This is a genomic window from Pantoea sp. Seng, assembly GCF_009829935.1.
Lineage (GTDB): Bacteria > Pseudomonadota > Gammaproteobacteria > Enterobacterales > Enterobacteriaceae > Pantoea > Pantoea communis.
Genome location: NZ_SZZV01000008.1, coordinates 156813 through 171442, shown reverse-complemented (window position 1 = coordinate 171442; position 14630 = coordinate 156813). Strand labels below are relative to the sequence as shown.

The 14630-nt window shown below is 53.5% G+C and carries 14 protein-coding genes; 7 read left to right on the top strand and 7 right to left on the bottom strand.

Translation table 11 applies throughout. The features are described from left to right. Positions 1 to 128: 128 nt before the first annotated feature. The 3 genes from yieE to FD737_RS10765 form a co-directional block, all read right to left on the bottom strand. Positions 129 to 995, bottom strand: coding sequence for a DNA-binding transcriptional regulator YeiE (gene yieE / locus FD737_RS10775; protein WP_034824948.1), 867 nt, complete (start codon positions 993 to 995; stop codon positions 129 to 131). A 9-nt stretch (positions 996 to 1004) separates the two neighbouring features. Next, positions 1005 to 1382: a YkvA family protein gene (locus FD737_RS10770; protein WP_034824950.1), complete on the bottom strand. Its 378-nt coding sequence runs from the start codon at positions 1380 to 1382 to the stop codon at positions 1005 to 1007. A 120-nt stretch (positions 1383 to 1502) separates the two neighbouring features. Continuing rightward, positions 1503 to 1820, bottom strand: a complete 318-nt coding sequence (locus FD737_RS10765; RefSeq protein ID WP_058962262.1) for a hypothetical protein — start codon at positions 1818 to 1820, stop codon at positions 1503 to 1505. A gap of 229 nt (positions 1821 to 2049) precedes the next feature. Here FD737_RS10765 and nfo point away from each other — a divergent pair, with 229 nt between their 5' ends. Further along, complete coding sequence (nfo, locus tag FD737_RS10760) at positions 2050 to 2895, top strand: deoxyribonuclease IV (protein ID WP_038649994.1); 846 nt, start codon at positions 2050 to 2052, stop codon at positions 2893 to 2895. Between the two features lie 50 nt (positions 2896 to 2945). On the opposite strand, the gene fruA is transcribed toward nfo, so the two are convergent. The 4 genes from fruA to FD737_RS10740 all read right to left on the bottom strand — a co-directional run bounded on the left by fruA (position 2946) and on the right by FD737_RS10740 (position 7253). Beyond that, the gene (fruA, locus tag FD737_RS10755) at positions 2946 to 4640 is read right to left on the bottom strand and encodes a PTS fructose transporter subunit IIBC (RefSeq protein ID WP_058962260.1); all 1695 of its coding nucleotides are present in this window, start codon (positions 4638 to 4640) and stop codon (positions 2946 to 2948) included. Positions 4641 to 4656: 16 nt separating this feature from the next. Beyond that, positions 4657 to 5595 carry a 1-phosphofructokinase gene (gene fruK, locus FD737_RS10750; protein ID WP_038645831.1) on the bottom strand — a complete coding sequence of 313 codons (939 nt, stop codon included), beginning with the start codon at positions 5593 to 5595 and terminating at the stop codon, positions 4657 to 4659. Then, positions 5592 to 6722: a fused PTS fructose transporter subunit IIA/HPr protein gene (gene fruB / locus FD737_RS10745; protein WP_160833478.1), complete on the bottom strand. Its 1131-nt coding sequence runs from the start codon at positions 6720 to 6722 to the stop codon at positions 5592 to 5594. Before fruB ends, fruK begins: the two co-directional genes overlap by 4 nt. 276 nt (positions 6723 to 6998) lie before the next feature. Next, positions 6999 to 7253 (bottom strand): YkgJ family cysteine cluster protein, encoded by a 255-nt coding sequence (locus tag FD737_RS10740; protein ID WP_097116606.1) that lies wholly within the window; start codon positions 7251 to 7253, stop codon positions 6999 to 7001. Positions 7254 to 7402: 149 nt separating this feature from the next. On the opposite strand from FD737_RS10740, the gene yeiP reads away from it, so the two are divergent. The 6 genes from yeiP (at position 7403) to FD737_RS10710 (ending at position 14628) form a co-directional block, all read left to right on the top strand. Further along, positions 7403 to 7975 (top strand): elongation factor P-like protein YeiP, encoded by a 573-nt coding sequence (yeiP, locus tag FD737_RS10735; protein ID WP_160833477.1) that lies wholly within the window; start codon positions 7403 to 7405, stop codon positions 7973 to 7975. Positions 7976 to 8070: 95 nt separating this feature from the next. After that, entirely contained in the window at positions 8071 to 9045 is a 975-nt protein-coding gene (locus FD737_RS10730) for a GTP-binding protein (RefSeq protein ID WP_160833476.1), read from the top strand. Between the two features lie 45 nt (positions 9046 to 9090). Beyond that, positions 9091 to 9798, top strand: a complete 708-nt coding sequence (locus FD737_RS10725; protein ID WP_097116604.1) for a phosphatase PAP2 family protein — start codon at positions 9091 to 9093, stop codon at positions 9796 to 9798. 516 nt (positions 9799 to 10314) lie between these two features. Then, the gene (gene mepS, locus FD737_RS10720; protein ID WP_034824970.1) at positions 10315 to 10890 is read left to right on the top strand and encodes a bifunctional murein DD-endopeptidase/murein LD-carboxypeptidase; all 576 of its coding nucleotides are present in this window, start codon (positions 10315 to 10317) and stop codon (positions 10888 to 10890) included. Positions 10891 to 11188: 298 nt separating this feature from the next. After that, positions 11189 to 12754 carry a cyclic di-GMP phosphodiesterase gene (locus FD737_RS10715; RefSeq protein ID WP_034824972.1) on the top strand — a complete coding sequence of 522 codons (1566 nt, stop codon included), beginning with the start codon at positions 11189 to 11191 and terminating at the stop codon, positions 12752 to 12754. Between the two features lie 65 nt (positions 12755 to 12819). After that, on the top strand, positions 12820 to 14628 hold the full coding sequence (locus FD737_RS10710) for an extracellular solute-binding protein (RefSeq protein WP_160833475.1): 1809 nt from the start codon (positions 12820 to 12822) through the stop codon (positions 14626 to 14628). Positions 14629 to 14630 lie beyond the last annotated feature (2 nt).

Here is a 14630-nt window from a genome sequence, read left to right as displayed (position 1 = left end):
CTATGCTGGATAAAAATAAGGCGCGATTGTAGCAGCTAACCCCAGGCTGTATAGCATTCACGTCGGGTTATTAGTTACCTTCATAATCGGCGCGAAATTATTAGCCGTTTACGTTATGACAGCCGCGATTACTCACGGCAATAGGAGAGAAATCGACTTAGCGCTTTCGACAAATGCTTCTGCCGATGATGAATGCGATACAGCGTGCGCGTCAGGCGTGGTAAGGGTACAGCCACTTCCACCAGCGTGCCCGCCTCCAGCAGATCGCTGATCACCCGGCGCGATAAACAGCTGATGCCCATGCCGTGACGCACCGCATGTTTGATTGCTTCAGAATTGCCCAGCTCCATGCCGAGTTGAAACTGCGGCAGGTGAGACAACAGCAGGTAATCAACAATTTCACGCGTGCCCGAACCGCGCTCACGCAGGATCCAGGGGGCGGCCGCCAGTGATGCCAGCGTGATCGGCTGTTGCAGGATCTCAGCATCAGGCGCGGCAAACACCACCAGTTCATCTTCCAGCCATGCTTCGCTAACGATATCCGGCTCGTGACACGGCCCTTCAATCAGGCCGATATCCACACGGAAATCCGCCACTGCGTTAATCGCATCCTGGCTATTGCCGACGCTCAGTTCGAGCGGCAGCGTGGGGAAGTCACGACGATAGGCGGCGATCATCCCTGGCAGCAGATAGTTGCCGATGGTGCTACTGGCAAACAGACGAATGGCGCCATTATCCTCTTTAAACAGCTGTTCGATCTCGCCGGCCTGTTCCAGCAATCCGACCGCGCGTGGATAGAGCAAACGACCATGCTCGTTCAGGGCCAGTCGTTTGCCGACGCGATCGAACAGTTGTACCCCGAGTTGGTTTTCCAGATCGGCCAGCGCCGCACTCACCGCTGATTGCGACAGGGCCAACACCTGCGAGGCCTGCGTGGTTGAACCGCTTTTCAACACTTCGGTAAAGACTTCAATCTGACGCAGCGTGATATGCATGCGCCCTCCTCACATTGCGTAACGCTTCACAAGATAAGCCACCACCGCTAACCAGACGATCACCGTCAGGAAGAATCCAGCCCAGCTGACAATCTTTTTGCCGCGTGCCCGCTGGACATCAGCCCGTTCTGCACTGCTGATGCGAATTTCACGCGGAAGCAAACGCAGCAGGATGATCACACCCAGCGGGACGATGATGGCATCGTCGAGTAAGCCGATAATGGGAATGAAATCAGGAATGAGATCGATGGGGCTGAGTGCATAGGCGACAATGCCAAATGCCAGCAGCTTAAACCACCAGGGGGTACGCGGATCGCGGCAGGCAAACCACAGCGTGAGCACATCGCGTTTAATTAAGCGTGCCCAGCGGCGCAAGCGCTTCAACATCCCGACTCTTCCTTATTAGTTATACTGGTCAATGGACAATATATTACCAATTTAACTTTTAAACCAGTCGGGTATATGCGCAGGCTAGCAGCCGCCAGGAGATTGTCGGCGGAGTGTGTGTCAGGCTTTCATACCGATCAGTTCTTCCAGTTCTGTGTCACAGGCCGTGAACTCATCGGTAATGGTGCGAATCAACCAGTCCTGATAGCCAAAGTTTTCCCGGCGGGAATAGAGGCATTCAGAGCGGTACAACTTTTTCGGATCGCTGTTATTGACTCCATAACGATAAAAATGGACCAGCGAGTTGTCGCTATCGGGCACGGCGAGCGTGAAGCCGACAGCGCCATGACCATTATAAAAAAGGGTCACTGCATTGGTTTTACCTAAAGTTAATTTATGGATTACGTTAAATTTTTCATGCTGTAAAGCGGTATCCAAAGTACTTCTATAAGCTGTTTTCATGGTTATAGTTAAAAGTTTCTAATTTGTTAAACTATAGTTAACCAGAAAAAAAGCGCACCTGCTAACTTTGGTAGGTGTGTTGATAATTTGGATAAGTGTTTACCCGTGCCGTTTTTCTCCCCACGAGCGATGCAACATTTCATGGCGGTAGCGCATCCGCTATGATGTGCCCTTTGCAGCAGCAATCGCCAACCAGGAGAGCGGCATGAAATATATCGGCGCACACGTCAGTGCATCAGGCGGCGTAGACCAGGCAGTTATCCGTGCCCACGAACTCGAAGCCACAGCCTTTGCGCTGTTCACCAAAAATCAGCGCCAGTGGAAAGCCGCCCCGCTTTCAGGTGAAGTGATTGATGCCTTCAAAACCGCCTGTGAGAAATACAACTTCACTTCCGCGCAGATTTTGCCGCATGACAGCTACCTGATTAACCTTGGCCATCCGGTGATGGATGCGCTGGAGAAATCCCGAGAGGCGTTTCTGGATGAGATGCAGCGCGCCGAGCAGTTGGGGCTAACGTTGCTGAATTTCCACCCTGGCAGTCACCTGAAGCAGATTGAAGAAGAGGCCTGCCTGAAGCGCATCGCCGAATCGATCAATATCGCGCTGGATCAGACCCACAACGTGGTGGCAGTAATTGAGAACACCGCGGGTCAGGGTAGCAATCTCGGTTTCCGTTTCGAACACCTCGCCACCATTATCGAGCACGTCGAAGATAAATCACGCGTCGGTGTGTGTATCGATACCTGCCATGCATTTGCTGGCGGCTACGATCTGCGGACAGAAGAAGCCTGCGTGGAGACCTTCGCCGAATTCGAACGCATCGTTGGTTTCCAGTTCCTGCGCGGCATGCACCTGAATGACGCCAAAAGCACGCTCGGCAGCCGTGTGGATCGCCACCACAGCTTAGGTGAAGGCAACATTGGCAAGACGGTGTTTAGCTGGCTGATGAAGGATAAGCGCTTTGATGGCATCCCAATGATTCTGGAAACCATCAATCCGGATATCTGGAAAGATGAGATTGCGTGGCTGAAGTCGGAACAACAGGCTTAAAACAGACAGCAAAAAGGGAGCCGCAGCTCCCTTTTTTTAACCCGTGAAAATTACGCGGCTTTCGCCAGCTCTTCTTCCGGACGTTTCAGAATCGCGTAACCGAGGCCAGCCACTGCGGTACCAATCACAATCGACATCAGGTAACCCAGCACCGGGGTGATTGCACCCGGGATCAGCAGTACAAACAGACCACCGTGAGGTGCCATCAGTTTCGCGCCAACCAACATGGATACCGCGCCAGTGATTGCACCGCCGACGATGCAGCAAGGCAGCACACGCATAGGGTCACGCGCCGCAAACGGAATTGCACCTTCAGAGATGAAGCACAAGCCGAGCACCAGTGCCGCTTTGCCCCCTTCCTGCTGACCTTTGTTGAACTTACGACGTGCAACAATTGTTGCCAGGCCCATCGCTAACGGTGGCACCATACCGGCGGCCATGATCGCGGCCATCGGCGCATAGGTTTGCGAACTCAGCAGGCCGACACCGAAGGCGTACGCCACTTTGTTTACCGGACCACCCATGTCGGTACACATCATGCCACCAAGGATCGCGCCCAGTAGTACCGCATTGGCGGTGCCCATGTTTGCCAGCCAGTGCGTCAGACCGCTCATGATGCCCGCAACAGGTTTACCCACCACGTAAATCATCAGCAGGCCGGTAATTAAACTCGCTACCAGCGGAATGATCAGGATCGGTTTTAACGCTTCCATACTTTGCGGCAGTTTAACTTTGCTGCTCAGCATCTTCGCGGCGTAACCGGCAATGAAACCGGCGATGATACCGCCAAGGAAACCGGCGTTAATGCTGGTGGCGATCATACCGCCAATCAGACCTGGGGTCAGACCCGGACGGTCGGCAATCGAGAAAGCAATAAAGCCGGCCAGCACCGGTACCATCAGCGCGAAGGCACTGCCGCCACCAATCTGCATCAGCGCAGCCGCTAAGGTGCCCTGCTCTTTAAATGCGGTGATACCAAAGGCAAAGGAGAGCGCGATGCTCAAACCACCCGCTACCACCATCGGCAGCATGTAGGACACGCCGGTCAGCAGGTGACGATAAGCACCGGCTTTCTCTTTGCTGTCGCTTTGCGTGCTGGCTGACGCGTTGCCGCTCGGTTGATAGGTTTTGGCTTCAACCTGCGCTTTATCCAGTTCCTGCGCGGTTTTCTTCAGCGCCAGGCTGGTTGAGGTGCGATACATCGGCTTGCCAGCAAACTTCGCCAGGTCCACATCGATATCTGCTGCCACGATCACCAGATCGGCCGCCGCCACCTCTTCAGGGGTGATGGCATTGCCTGCACCCACGGAACCGCGGGTTTCCACTTTTACCCACCAGCCACGCTTGGTCGCTTCTGCCTGAATCGCCTCAGCCGCCATAAAGGTGTGCGCTACGCCGGTTGGGCAAGCGGTAACCGCGACAATGCGTTTCTGACCGGTGCTCTGAGCGGCAGCTGGAGCAGTAACCGCCGCGGCAGCCTGCCAGACCTTGGCACTGGCTTTAGCCTGATTAATGGCCGCCAGCGGATCGCGCAGCGCCTGCTGCACATCGACCAGCGCCACGGATTTGCCTGCCAGTTGTGCATCGTTCGGCACAGCATGGCCAGCAACCAATACCAGTTCAGCATCGGCCGCGTTGTCAGTCAGCGTCAGGCCAGCCTGTGCTGCGGTTGCGCGCAGACGTTCTAAAGCCAGATGTCCTGATGCCAGTCCCAGTGAAGAATCTTTTATCAGCAGCGTTTTCATTATCGCTCTCCTGCTGTTAGTTAACGGGTTGTAAGTCGACGCGCGCCATCATCGCGGCCAACTGGGTACGATCGGTCACACCAACGTTGCTCTGGCTCACCGCCATCGCAGCCACTGCGGTAGCCAGACGCAAGGTATGCTCGCTGGATTCACGCATCAGCAGCCCGTAAATCAGGCCGCCGACCATTGAATCTCCCGCGCCTACGGTGCTGACCACTTCACAGGCTGGTGGTTTGGCGATCCATTCGCCAGAGGCGTTGACCCACAGTGCGCCTTCCGCACCAAGGGAAATCACCACATGGGCAATGCCCTGCTCACGCAGTTCATGCGCGGCTTCGATCACATCCTGCAAGGTTGGCAGTTTGCGGTCGGCCCAGATTTCCAGTTCACGACGGTTCGGCTTCACCAGCCACGGCGCGGCTTTCAGCCCCGCCACCAGCGCTTCACGACTGCTGTCGAAAATAATGCACGGACACAGGGTGCGCAGATCGCTCATCCATTTGGTGAACGCTTCGGGCGCCACGCCCGCGGGCAAGCTGCCGCTGACGCACACCATGTCGAATTGTCCCAGCCAGGTCAGTGAATCGGCAGTGAAGCGATCCCAGTCCTGCGCGGTGACGTTAAAGCCAGAGAAATTCAGATCGGTGACTTCACCGTCTTTTTCCGTCAGCTTAACGTTGATTCGGGTACGGCCCTGCACCACCTGGAAACGGTTGGCGATACCCAGCTCGCTGAACAGCTGCTGGAAACCATCCTGATTCTCTTTGCCGAGGAATCCACCGACGGTGACGTCGATACCCAGGTCTTTCAGCACTTTGGCAACGTTGATGCCTTTACCCGCCGCGTGCAGACCGGTGGTTTTCACCAGGTTAACTTCGCCACGTTCGATTTCTGGCGTATAGCCCACCAGATCGTAAGCGGGATTCAATGTGATTGTGGCAACGCGGCGGCTCATGCGACCCCCTCGCCCAGTCCAGAATTGATGGCCTCTTCGATGGCATTCAGCGCCTGCTGTGCATCTTCACCGCTGGCGGTAAAGCGCAGGCGATGGCCTTTTTTCACGCCCAGCGCGACAACTTTCATCAGGCTGCGTCCGTTGGCCGGTTTGCCGCTGCCGTCAAGGTTGGTGACGGTGATGTCACTGTTGAACTGTTTAATGACCGTAACCAGCGCAGTACCCGGACGTGCGTGCAGTCCGTGCTCGTTGCGGATAGTAAATTCAGCCACCAGTTGATCCGCGCTTTCGTCCACTTCACTGGTCAGCAGCGCGAGGATGCCTGCCGCGTCGGCTTTCAGCAAACGTTCAGCTTTGTTGCTCAGCAGCAGATTGCTCAGATAACCCAGCTCTTCCAGCGGACGATCGTCGGTAGCTGCCACGGTCAACAACAGCGCCACATTTTCGCCCTGATGCACGAATGGCGTGGCGGTACGGCTGACTGCAATGGCGCTACCAAGGTTGCCATTGGCGCTGTCGCTCAGCCAGATGCCCTGACCGAGGCTCAGTGGGGTATGCGATACCGCATCCGCCACAAACGCCGCTTCAACAGCTCCTGCTGCCTGTAAACGTCCAGCGTTCAGCGCCTGCAAGGTGATGAGATCGCTGGCTGCAACGTCAACCGCAATCAGCGAGGTATCGAATTTGAACTCAGCCGCCTGCTTTTCACCCATCAGGATGGCACGGAGATCTTCGGCTGAGGCGGTTTTCAACTGCTCTGCGATACTGTCATCGCTCAATACGTGAGTCAGCTGGCGCAGCAGCGCAAGATGTTCATCTGATTTTGCCGCGATACCGATGGCGACATAAGCCGTTTGCCCGTCACCCCACTCCACGCCCTGCGGGAACTGATAAACCTGTACGCCGGTCTTCAGCACCATATCGCGCGTATCGGTGGTGCCATGCGGAATGGCAATACCATTACCCAGGAAGGTGGTGGTCTGCTGTTCGCGCGCCAGCATGCCGTTAACGTAGCCTTCCGACACATTACCGGCTGCGGTTAACGCAGCGGCAACCTGACGGATAGCCTCTTCTTTATTTTGTGCACTGGCACCGGTATGGATGGCCTGAACGTCGAGCTGGAACATATTTCTCCTCGCTTGCTGAAATTGAATCGTTTCAGCTTAATGGCGAAAAATTACGCTGTACTTCTCGGGGGTTACCGAGAGGACAACGCTGAAACGTTTCAGGGAATATGGTACAGCATGAGAAAGCAGGCAAGAAAATGCGCGATCGGCGTAGCAGATTTTTGATGTTCCGCACACTTCAGATCGGATTTAAGATTTTTCAGGCCTGTACGGCTGACGTCATTGCTGTAACGCATGGGTCACATAAGGCAAATTCTTCAGCACCGCGTCAGCAATTTAAGGCGCGGTATCTGCTTCGAGTTGTAACAGGAAGGTCATCGCGGCTTCGCGACTGCTACCGCACATCTCTGCGCTGGGCTGTAAACCCGCACAGACTGCGGGACGCAGCGGAGAACCAAAAATTTTGCAGCGCTGATTGTCATCCAGCTGAACGCAGCGGGTATTGGCCGGTTTGCCCTGGGGCATGCCGGGAATCGGGGAAGAGATTGAGGGGGCTGTGCAACAGGCACCGCACTGGTCACGACAATACATCATGCGCTCCTGAGGATTTCGTCGCGACAATAGCAGGCTGATGACGGGAATGCCATGCGCGGGCAACAATTTTACACTGCCTCCCTTGCCTGTTTTTCACGGCGCGAGTAACGTGGCGCGCATTAACCTTTTCACAGCGAGTTATCCCCATGCCAAAGGCAAATGAAATCAAAAAAGGAATGGCTGTTACCTGGAACAGCAAACTGTTGCTGGTAAAGGACATTGATGTCCAGAGCCCAAGCGCACGCGGTGCTGCCACCCTCTATAAGATGCGTTTTACCGACGTGCGCACTGGCCTGAAAGTGGAAGAGCGCTTCAAGGGTGACGATATTATCGATGCCATTCAGCTTAGCCGTCGCGCCGTGACCTTCTCTTATATAGACGGTGACGAGTACGTGTTTATGGATGATGAAGATTACACGCCCTATAGCTTCAAGAAAGATCAGATTGAAGAAGAACTGCTGTTCATCCCTGAAGGCGGCATTCCTGGCATCCAGGTGTTAACGATGGAAGGTCAGGTGCTGGCGCTGGAACTGCCACAGACCGTGGACATGGAAATTGTCGATACTTCACCAGGCATTAAAGGCGCTTCCGCCAGCGCACGCACCAAACCCGCGGGCATGAGCACCGGCTTGTCGATCCAGGTACCGGAATACCTGAGCAATGGCGATCGCATCCGTATTCACGTGGCTGAACGCCGCTATATGAGTCGCGCGGACTAACCGCACGATTTTATCCGGCCGCTGAAGGTTGTTATAGTATAACAACGTCGTGCGCGCCGGGTATGTTGTCCGCGCGCCTGAAAATGGAGCCTGTAATGACGCGCGTTAATGTAATCACCGGATTTCTCGGCAGCGGCAAAACCACTACTCTGCTGCATCTGTTAGCCCATAAACCGGCCAATGAAAATTGGGCGATTCTGGTCAACGAGTTTGGCGAAGTAGGCATCGACGGCGCACTGCTCGCCGATCGCGTTGCCACGCTGAAGGAAATTCCTGGCGGTTGCATGTGTTGCGTGAACGGCCTGCCACTGCAGGTCGGACTCAATATGCTGTTAAAGCAAAATAAGCCCGATCGTCTGATTATCGAACCCACCGGCCTTGGCCACCCTAAACAACTGCTGGATATGCTGCGCGCCGCTGTGTATCAACCCTGGATTCAGGTTGATGCCACCATCACGCTGCTTGATGCGCGCCAGTTAGCCGACACGCGTGTCGTCGAGAATGAAAACTTCCGCGATCAACTGACCGCCGCCGATATTATCGTCGCCAATAAAAGCGATCGCTGGAGCGAGGAAGATCGTCAGCGCTTGCAGCAGTGGCAACAGGACAACCTGGGCGATCGCCAACTGGTCGAGTCGGCCTGGGGTAAAGTCGACCCCGCCCTGCTCAGCCAGCCCGCGTTGACGGATCGTGCGGTTCCTGAAGCGGCCCATCATCATCATACTTCACGTCCAAAAGGACTGGCAGCACTGAAACTTGAGGGTTCCGCACGTTGGCGCCGTGCATTAAATGAAGGCCAGGGCTATGCTTCCTGTGGCTGGATTTTTGATGGTGATACCGTGTTCGATACCATCCCGGCGCTAGAGTGGGCGCGGCTTGCACCGGTGGATCGCGTCAAAGGTGTACTGCGCACACCAGACGGTCTGGTGAACATTAATCGTCAGGGTGACGACTTCTTTATGGAAACGCGCCCCACCACACCGCCGGACAGCCGTATCGAGTTAATCCACCACCAATCTGTGGACTGGAACGTTTTGCAATCAACCTTGTTGAAGATTCGTTTAAATTAGCTGCGTTAGGTTGCCCCGTTATTTTTCTTTTTGAGTCTATTTCTTATGCGCGCGTCTCGTTTAATCACCATCCTGCTGCTGAATGCATTGGGGATCATGCTGTTCTTCTCGTGGTATCTGCCGCCAGACCATGGTTTCTGGTTTGGTATTGATAAAGCCATCTTCTTTAGCTTTAACGATAAGATGGTGGATCACCACGGTTTCGCTTTGCTGGTGGCGATCACCAATTACCGTGGCTTTGATGCGGTATCGCTGCTGGCGATGGGTCTGCTGTATCTGTGGTTCTGGCGTCGTGAAACGCCACAGGGCCGCCGCCGCATGCTGGCCATTGGTATCACCATGCTGCTCACCGCCGTGGTGCTCAATCAATTGGGTCATTTGATCCCCGTGCAACACGCCAGCCCAACGCTGTTCTTTGACAACGTGCATCGCGTGAGTGAACTGACAGGGATTCCGGCGAAAGATGCCTCCAGTAATAGCTTCCCAGGCGATCACGGCATGATGCTGATTATTTTTGCCTGCTTTATGTGGCGTTATTTTGGCTTTCGCGCTTTCCTGGTGGGTTTAGTGATTGTGGTGGTATTTGCACTGCCGCGCGTGATGGCGGGTTCTCACTGGTTTACCGATATTGCGGTGGGATCGATGTCGGTGATTCTGGTGGGATTGAGCTGGTGTTTATTAACTCCGCTCAGTGACAAACTGGTGAATTGGCTCAATCGCGCCCTGCCAGGGAAATATAAGCCACGCACATAATTGTTAAGCGCGGATGACAATAAGTAGAAAAGTCGATCATCCGCGCTTATCGAATTCAGAAATACATTATTAGCAGGCTAACGTTTTTCTATTAAAAGAAAACATTATGATGCAAAACGCGTAACAATCGCCTTTTTCCTGGCTTGTCCAGCCAGAAGCCTCTCAAAATCAGCCCCAGCGCCGGAATTACCCCCTGAAAACCCGCCTTATTGGCTATTAAATCGCTACCAATCGTTGATAAAGTAACCATTGTGTTACGGATTGATTTCACATCAATAAAAGCTATAAAAATTTATATAAAAGCACTCGCCACGCGGTCTGTAATCGGTTAACCTCAAACGCGATTACTTAGAGTGCAGCATAAAATTCGGTGCCTTATGCAACAAAAATGTGTTCATTAACACATTTTAGTAATTAAGGAATTGTCTTAAGCCTTAGCTCTTATTAATCTCAAACCCGTTTTGTCATCTGGCTGGCGACATTGTGTCGTAAGGACTTCAAAGGAACACACGTATAATGGTCAAGTCTCAACCAATACTGAGATACCTCAGGCGGATCCTTCCCGCAGTAGCATTAGCAACACTCTTATCGGCATGTAGTAGTACGCATAACGGTCAGAACGCGAATAACGAGAATCATGAAGTTAACAACCAGAATGGTTTTTTACTTCAAGCGTCTCAGGACGAATTTGAACAAATGGTGCAGAATGTGGACGTTAAGTCCCGCATCATGGAACAGTACAGTGACTGGAAAGGTGTTCGTTATCGCTTAGGCGGCGACACCAAACGCGGCATTGATTGTTCTGCTTTTGTTCAGCGCACCTTTCGCGAGCAGTTCGGTTTAGATTTACCCCGTTCAACGTCAGAACAGCAGGATACGGGCAAAGAGATTTCTCGCGGCAAACTGCGCCCGGGTGATTTAGTGCTGTTCCGTGCCGGTTCTACCGGACGACACGTTGGCATCTATCTGGGTAACGATAACTTCGTTCACGCGTCCACCAGCAGTGGTGTGATGATCTCCAGTTTAAACGATAGTTACTGGAAAACGCGTTACCGTGAAGCCCGCAGGGTTTTAGCTAAAAACCCTAGCTAACGTATCCTTTTGAAGATCCTCTCAGCCAGAGAATCAGAAAACGCTGCCCAGGCAGCGTTTTTTTTCGCCTGCCGTTTCTTAACGCAAATCCGATAGATAAAAAGTAATTGAGAATCAGAAATATAACGAGACTTTTCGCGCTTCCTCGTTATATTCTCGTTTGCTTACTGGCAGCAAATTGTTGCGTCTTCGTCGGCTGAAAAAACCCGTCCTGATGCAATGTTTTACGCCAGACACCAGCGAGCAGTAGTGCACGATTTACATAATAATAATGGCGCCATAAAGGGGAATGCACTCCATGCCACTGTCGGGGACGTTAAAACGTCATGCAACCTATTCGCGCCGTATCGCCTGGAGTAGTGCGATCATCGGCGGTGTGTTCTTTCTGTTGTTTGTCATCGTACTGCTGACGCTCACCTGGCAAAAACGAGTACAACAACATGAACAGTTGCTGATCCATAGCCGCGACGATCTACAACAGGTGATGTCGACCCTGGTGGATACCCTTTATCCATTGCAACAATACACCCAGCTTGAATGCAGTAGCGTCAGCCGCGAACTCACTTCACGTGCCGCCTTTGCCGGCAATATCCGCGCGATTTTGCTGGTACGTAACAGTAATGCCTATTGTTCATCTGCTACCGGCGCCTTTCTGCTGCCTGCGAATGATATTTCGCCACAATCGGAACTGGAGCGCGATCGCGATTTACGCTTACTGGAAGGCACGCCCCTCTTGCCAACCAAACCGGCGCTGGCGTTGTGGATGAAGAATCCAGGCTCAGCTGAGACCGGCATTCTCGCCACCATGAATATCAGCCTGACGCCTTATCAGCTGCTGGCTTCTTATCATCCCGAAATCACCGGTATGGCGTTGGTGATTGGCGATAAAGCCCTGCTGAGTGGCAAGAATCAGGTGGTGAACATCCACGATTTACCACCAGCCTTGAAAGAAATGAGTTTTAAAGATAATGGCATGCGCTTCGTGCTGTACGGTACGACGCTGGCGCAACGCGATTATCATCTGATCCTGCTGACCGGCCTCCTCTCAGCCCTGTTTATGAGTGCGGGTAGCTGGCTGCTGCTGACACTGTATCAGCGTCCTGGCAAAGAGATTATGCAGGGCATTAAACGTGGTCAGTTTCATGTTGAATATCAGCCCCTGGTCACCGCCCACGATGGGCAACCGTATGGCGTTGAAGCACTACTGCGCTGGACACATCCCACCGAGGGAATGATTCCCCCCGATGCCTTTATTAGCAACGCCGAAGCGCAAAATCTGATTATTCCCCTGACTCAGCATTTGTTTAAGCTGGTGGCACGCGATGCGAAGTTCCTCTGCCAGCAACTGCCGCGCGGCACGCGTATGAGCCTGAACCTTTCCCCTCTGCACCTCGCATCAGAAAGTTTTCGTCAGCATGTGCAGGAGTGGATTGCCGACATGCCAAAAGACCACTTCAACTATGTTTTTGAAATCACCGAACGCACCATGGTGGGCGAAAGAAATGCTGGCGAGATTTTTGCCTGGCTGCATGAGCAGGATATTAAAATTGCCATTGATGACTTCGGCACTGGCCACAGCGCATTGATCTATCTTGAACGCTATCCGTTTGACTACCTCAAAATTGATCGCGGTTTTGTACAGAGTATTGGTACCGAAACGGTGACCTCACCGGTACTGGACGCGGTATTGCTGCTGGCGAAGAAGCTCAATCTCAAAACCGTGGCAGAAGGCGTTGAAACCGGCGATCAGGCAGCGTGGCTGGTGAACCGTGGGGTGACACATCTGCAGGGATATTTATTCAGCCGCCCGCTGCGTCCGGAAAACCTGATCAGTTATTACCAACGTCAGGCAGCACTCGGTTAACGTCACGCTATCGTCACGAAACTGCTACCATTCAGTGCGGATTATTTAAGGAGAGCGCCCCACTTATGCTGCTGCGTCTTGTCACCGCGTTGTTGGTTTGTAGCGCCATCGCGCCACTGCATGCGGAAACCATCAATGAGAGTTATGCCTTTGCCAAGCTGGGCGAACCGAAGTATGTGGTGAATTTCACCCATTATGATTACGCGAATCCCGCTGCGCCTAAAGGCGGCAAGATGACCATCGCGGTGGTGGGCACTTACGATAACTTCAATCGCTTTGCTTCACGCGGTAATCCTGGCGTCGGCACCGATACGCTGTATGACGGGCTGTTCACCACCTCCGATGATGAGCCTGGCAGCTACTATCCCTTGATTGCTGAATCCGCCCGCTATCCCAGCGATTATCACTGGATGGAAGTCTCCATCAATCCGCATGCGCGTTTTCAGGACGGCAGCCCGATCACCGCCAAAGATGTCGCTTTCACCTTCCAGAAATTTATGACCGAAGGTGTGCCGCAGTTCCGCGTGGCGTTCCGTGGAGTTGAAGTGAAAGCGCTCAACAATCTCACCGTGCGTATCGACATGCCGAAACCGGACAAGGATATGATCCTGAGCTGGTTAACGCTGCCGGTATTGCCGCAAGCCTTCTGGCAGAATAAAAAATTCAACGAGCCGATCGGCTATCCCCCGCTCTCCAGCGGCCCCTATCGCATCACGTCTTATAAGCCAGGTCAGTTCATTCAATACAGTCGGGTGAAAAACTACTGGGCGGCAAATCTGCCGGTCAATCGGGGACGTTTTAACTTTGATACGCTGCGCTACGATTACTATCTTGATGACAATGTCGCCTTTGAAGCCTTCAAAGCCGGCGCCTCCGATCTGCGCGAAGAGGGTTCGGCGAAGAAGTGGGCCACGCAATACCGCGGGCGTAACTTTGATAGCCACGCCATCGTGAAAGCCACCACGCCGAATACCGTCTCCACCGATACTCGCTGGCTGGCCTTTAACAATGAAAAACCGCTGTTTGCTGACCGTCGGGTGCGTGAGGCGCTGACGCTGGCGTTCGATTTCGAGTGGATGAACAAAGCGCTGTTTTACGGGGCGTACAAACGCACTGATAGCTATTTCCAGAACACCGCCTATGCGGCCAAAGATTACCCTAAAGCCGACCAGCTCATTCTGCTGGCACCGTACAAAGCGCAGCTGCCCGCTGAAGTGTTCAACAACGACTATGCACCGCCGCGTTCCGATGGCAGCGGATTCGATCGCGGCAATCTGCTAAAAGCCATGAAGCTACTAAAAGAAGCGGGCTGGCAGATTAAGAATCAGCATCTGGTAAACGATAAGACCGGACAGCCCTTCCGCTTTGAACTGCTGATGCGCAGCGGCACGCAGAACGACTGGGCGCTGCCGTTCCAGCATAGCCTGCAGCGTTTGGGGATTCAGGTGGAGTTGCGGCAAATTGATAGCTCGCAGTATCTGCGCCGTTTACGCGAAGGCGATTACGATATGATCCCAACGCTGTATCAGGCCAATCCATGGCCCTCCACCAACTTACGTATCAGTTGGCAGTCGCAATACATTGCCTCCTCGTGGAACACGCCACGGGTGAAAGATCCCATCGTGGATCACTTTGTGCAGCAGATCGTCGAACATCAGGGCGATGAAAAAGCGCTACTGCCACTGGGCCAGGCACTGGATCGCATTCTGTTATGGAATGCCTATATGATCCCGATGTGGTACAACGCCGAACAGAGGCTGGCATACTGGGATAAATTTTCCCGCCCTGAAATCAAACCCGCGTATGCAACCGGGTTAGAGAACTGGTGGTATGACGTGAACAAAGCCGCACAATTGCCGGCCGACAGACGCTGAGG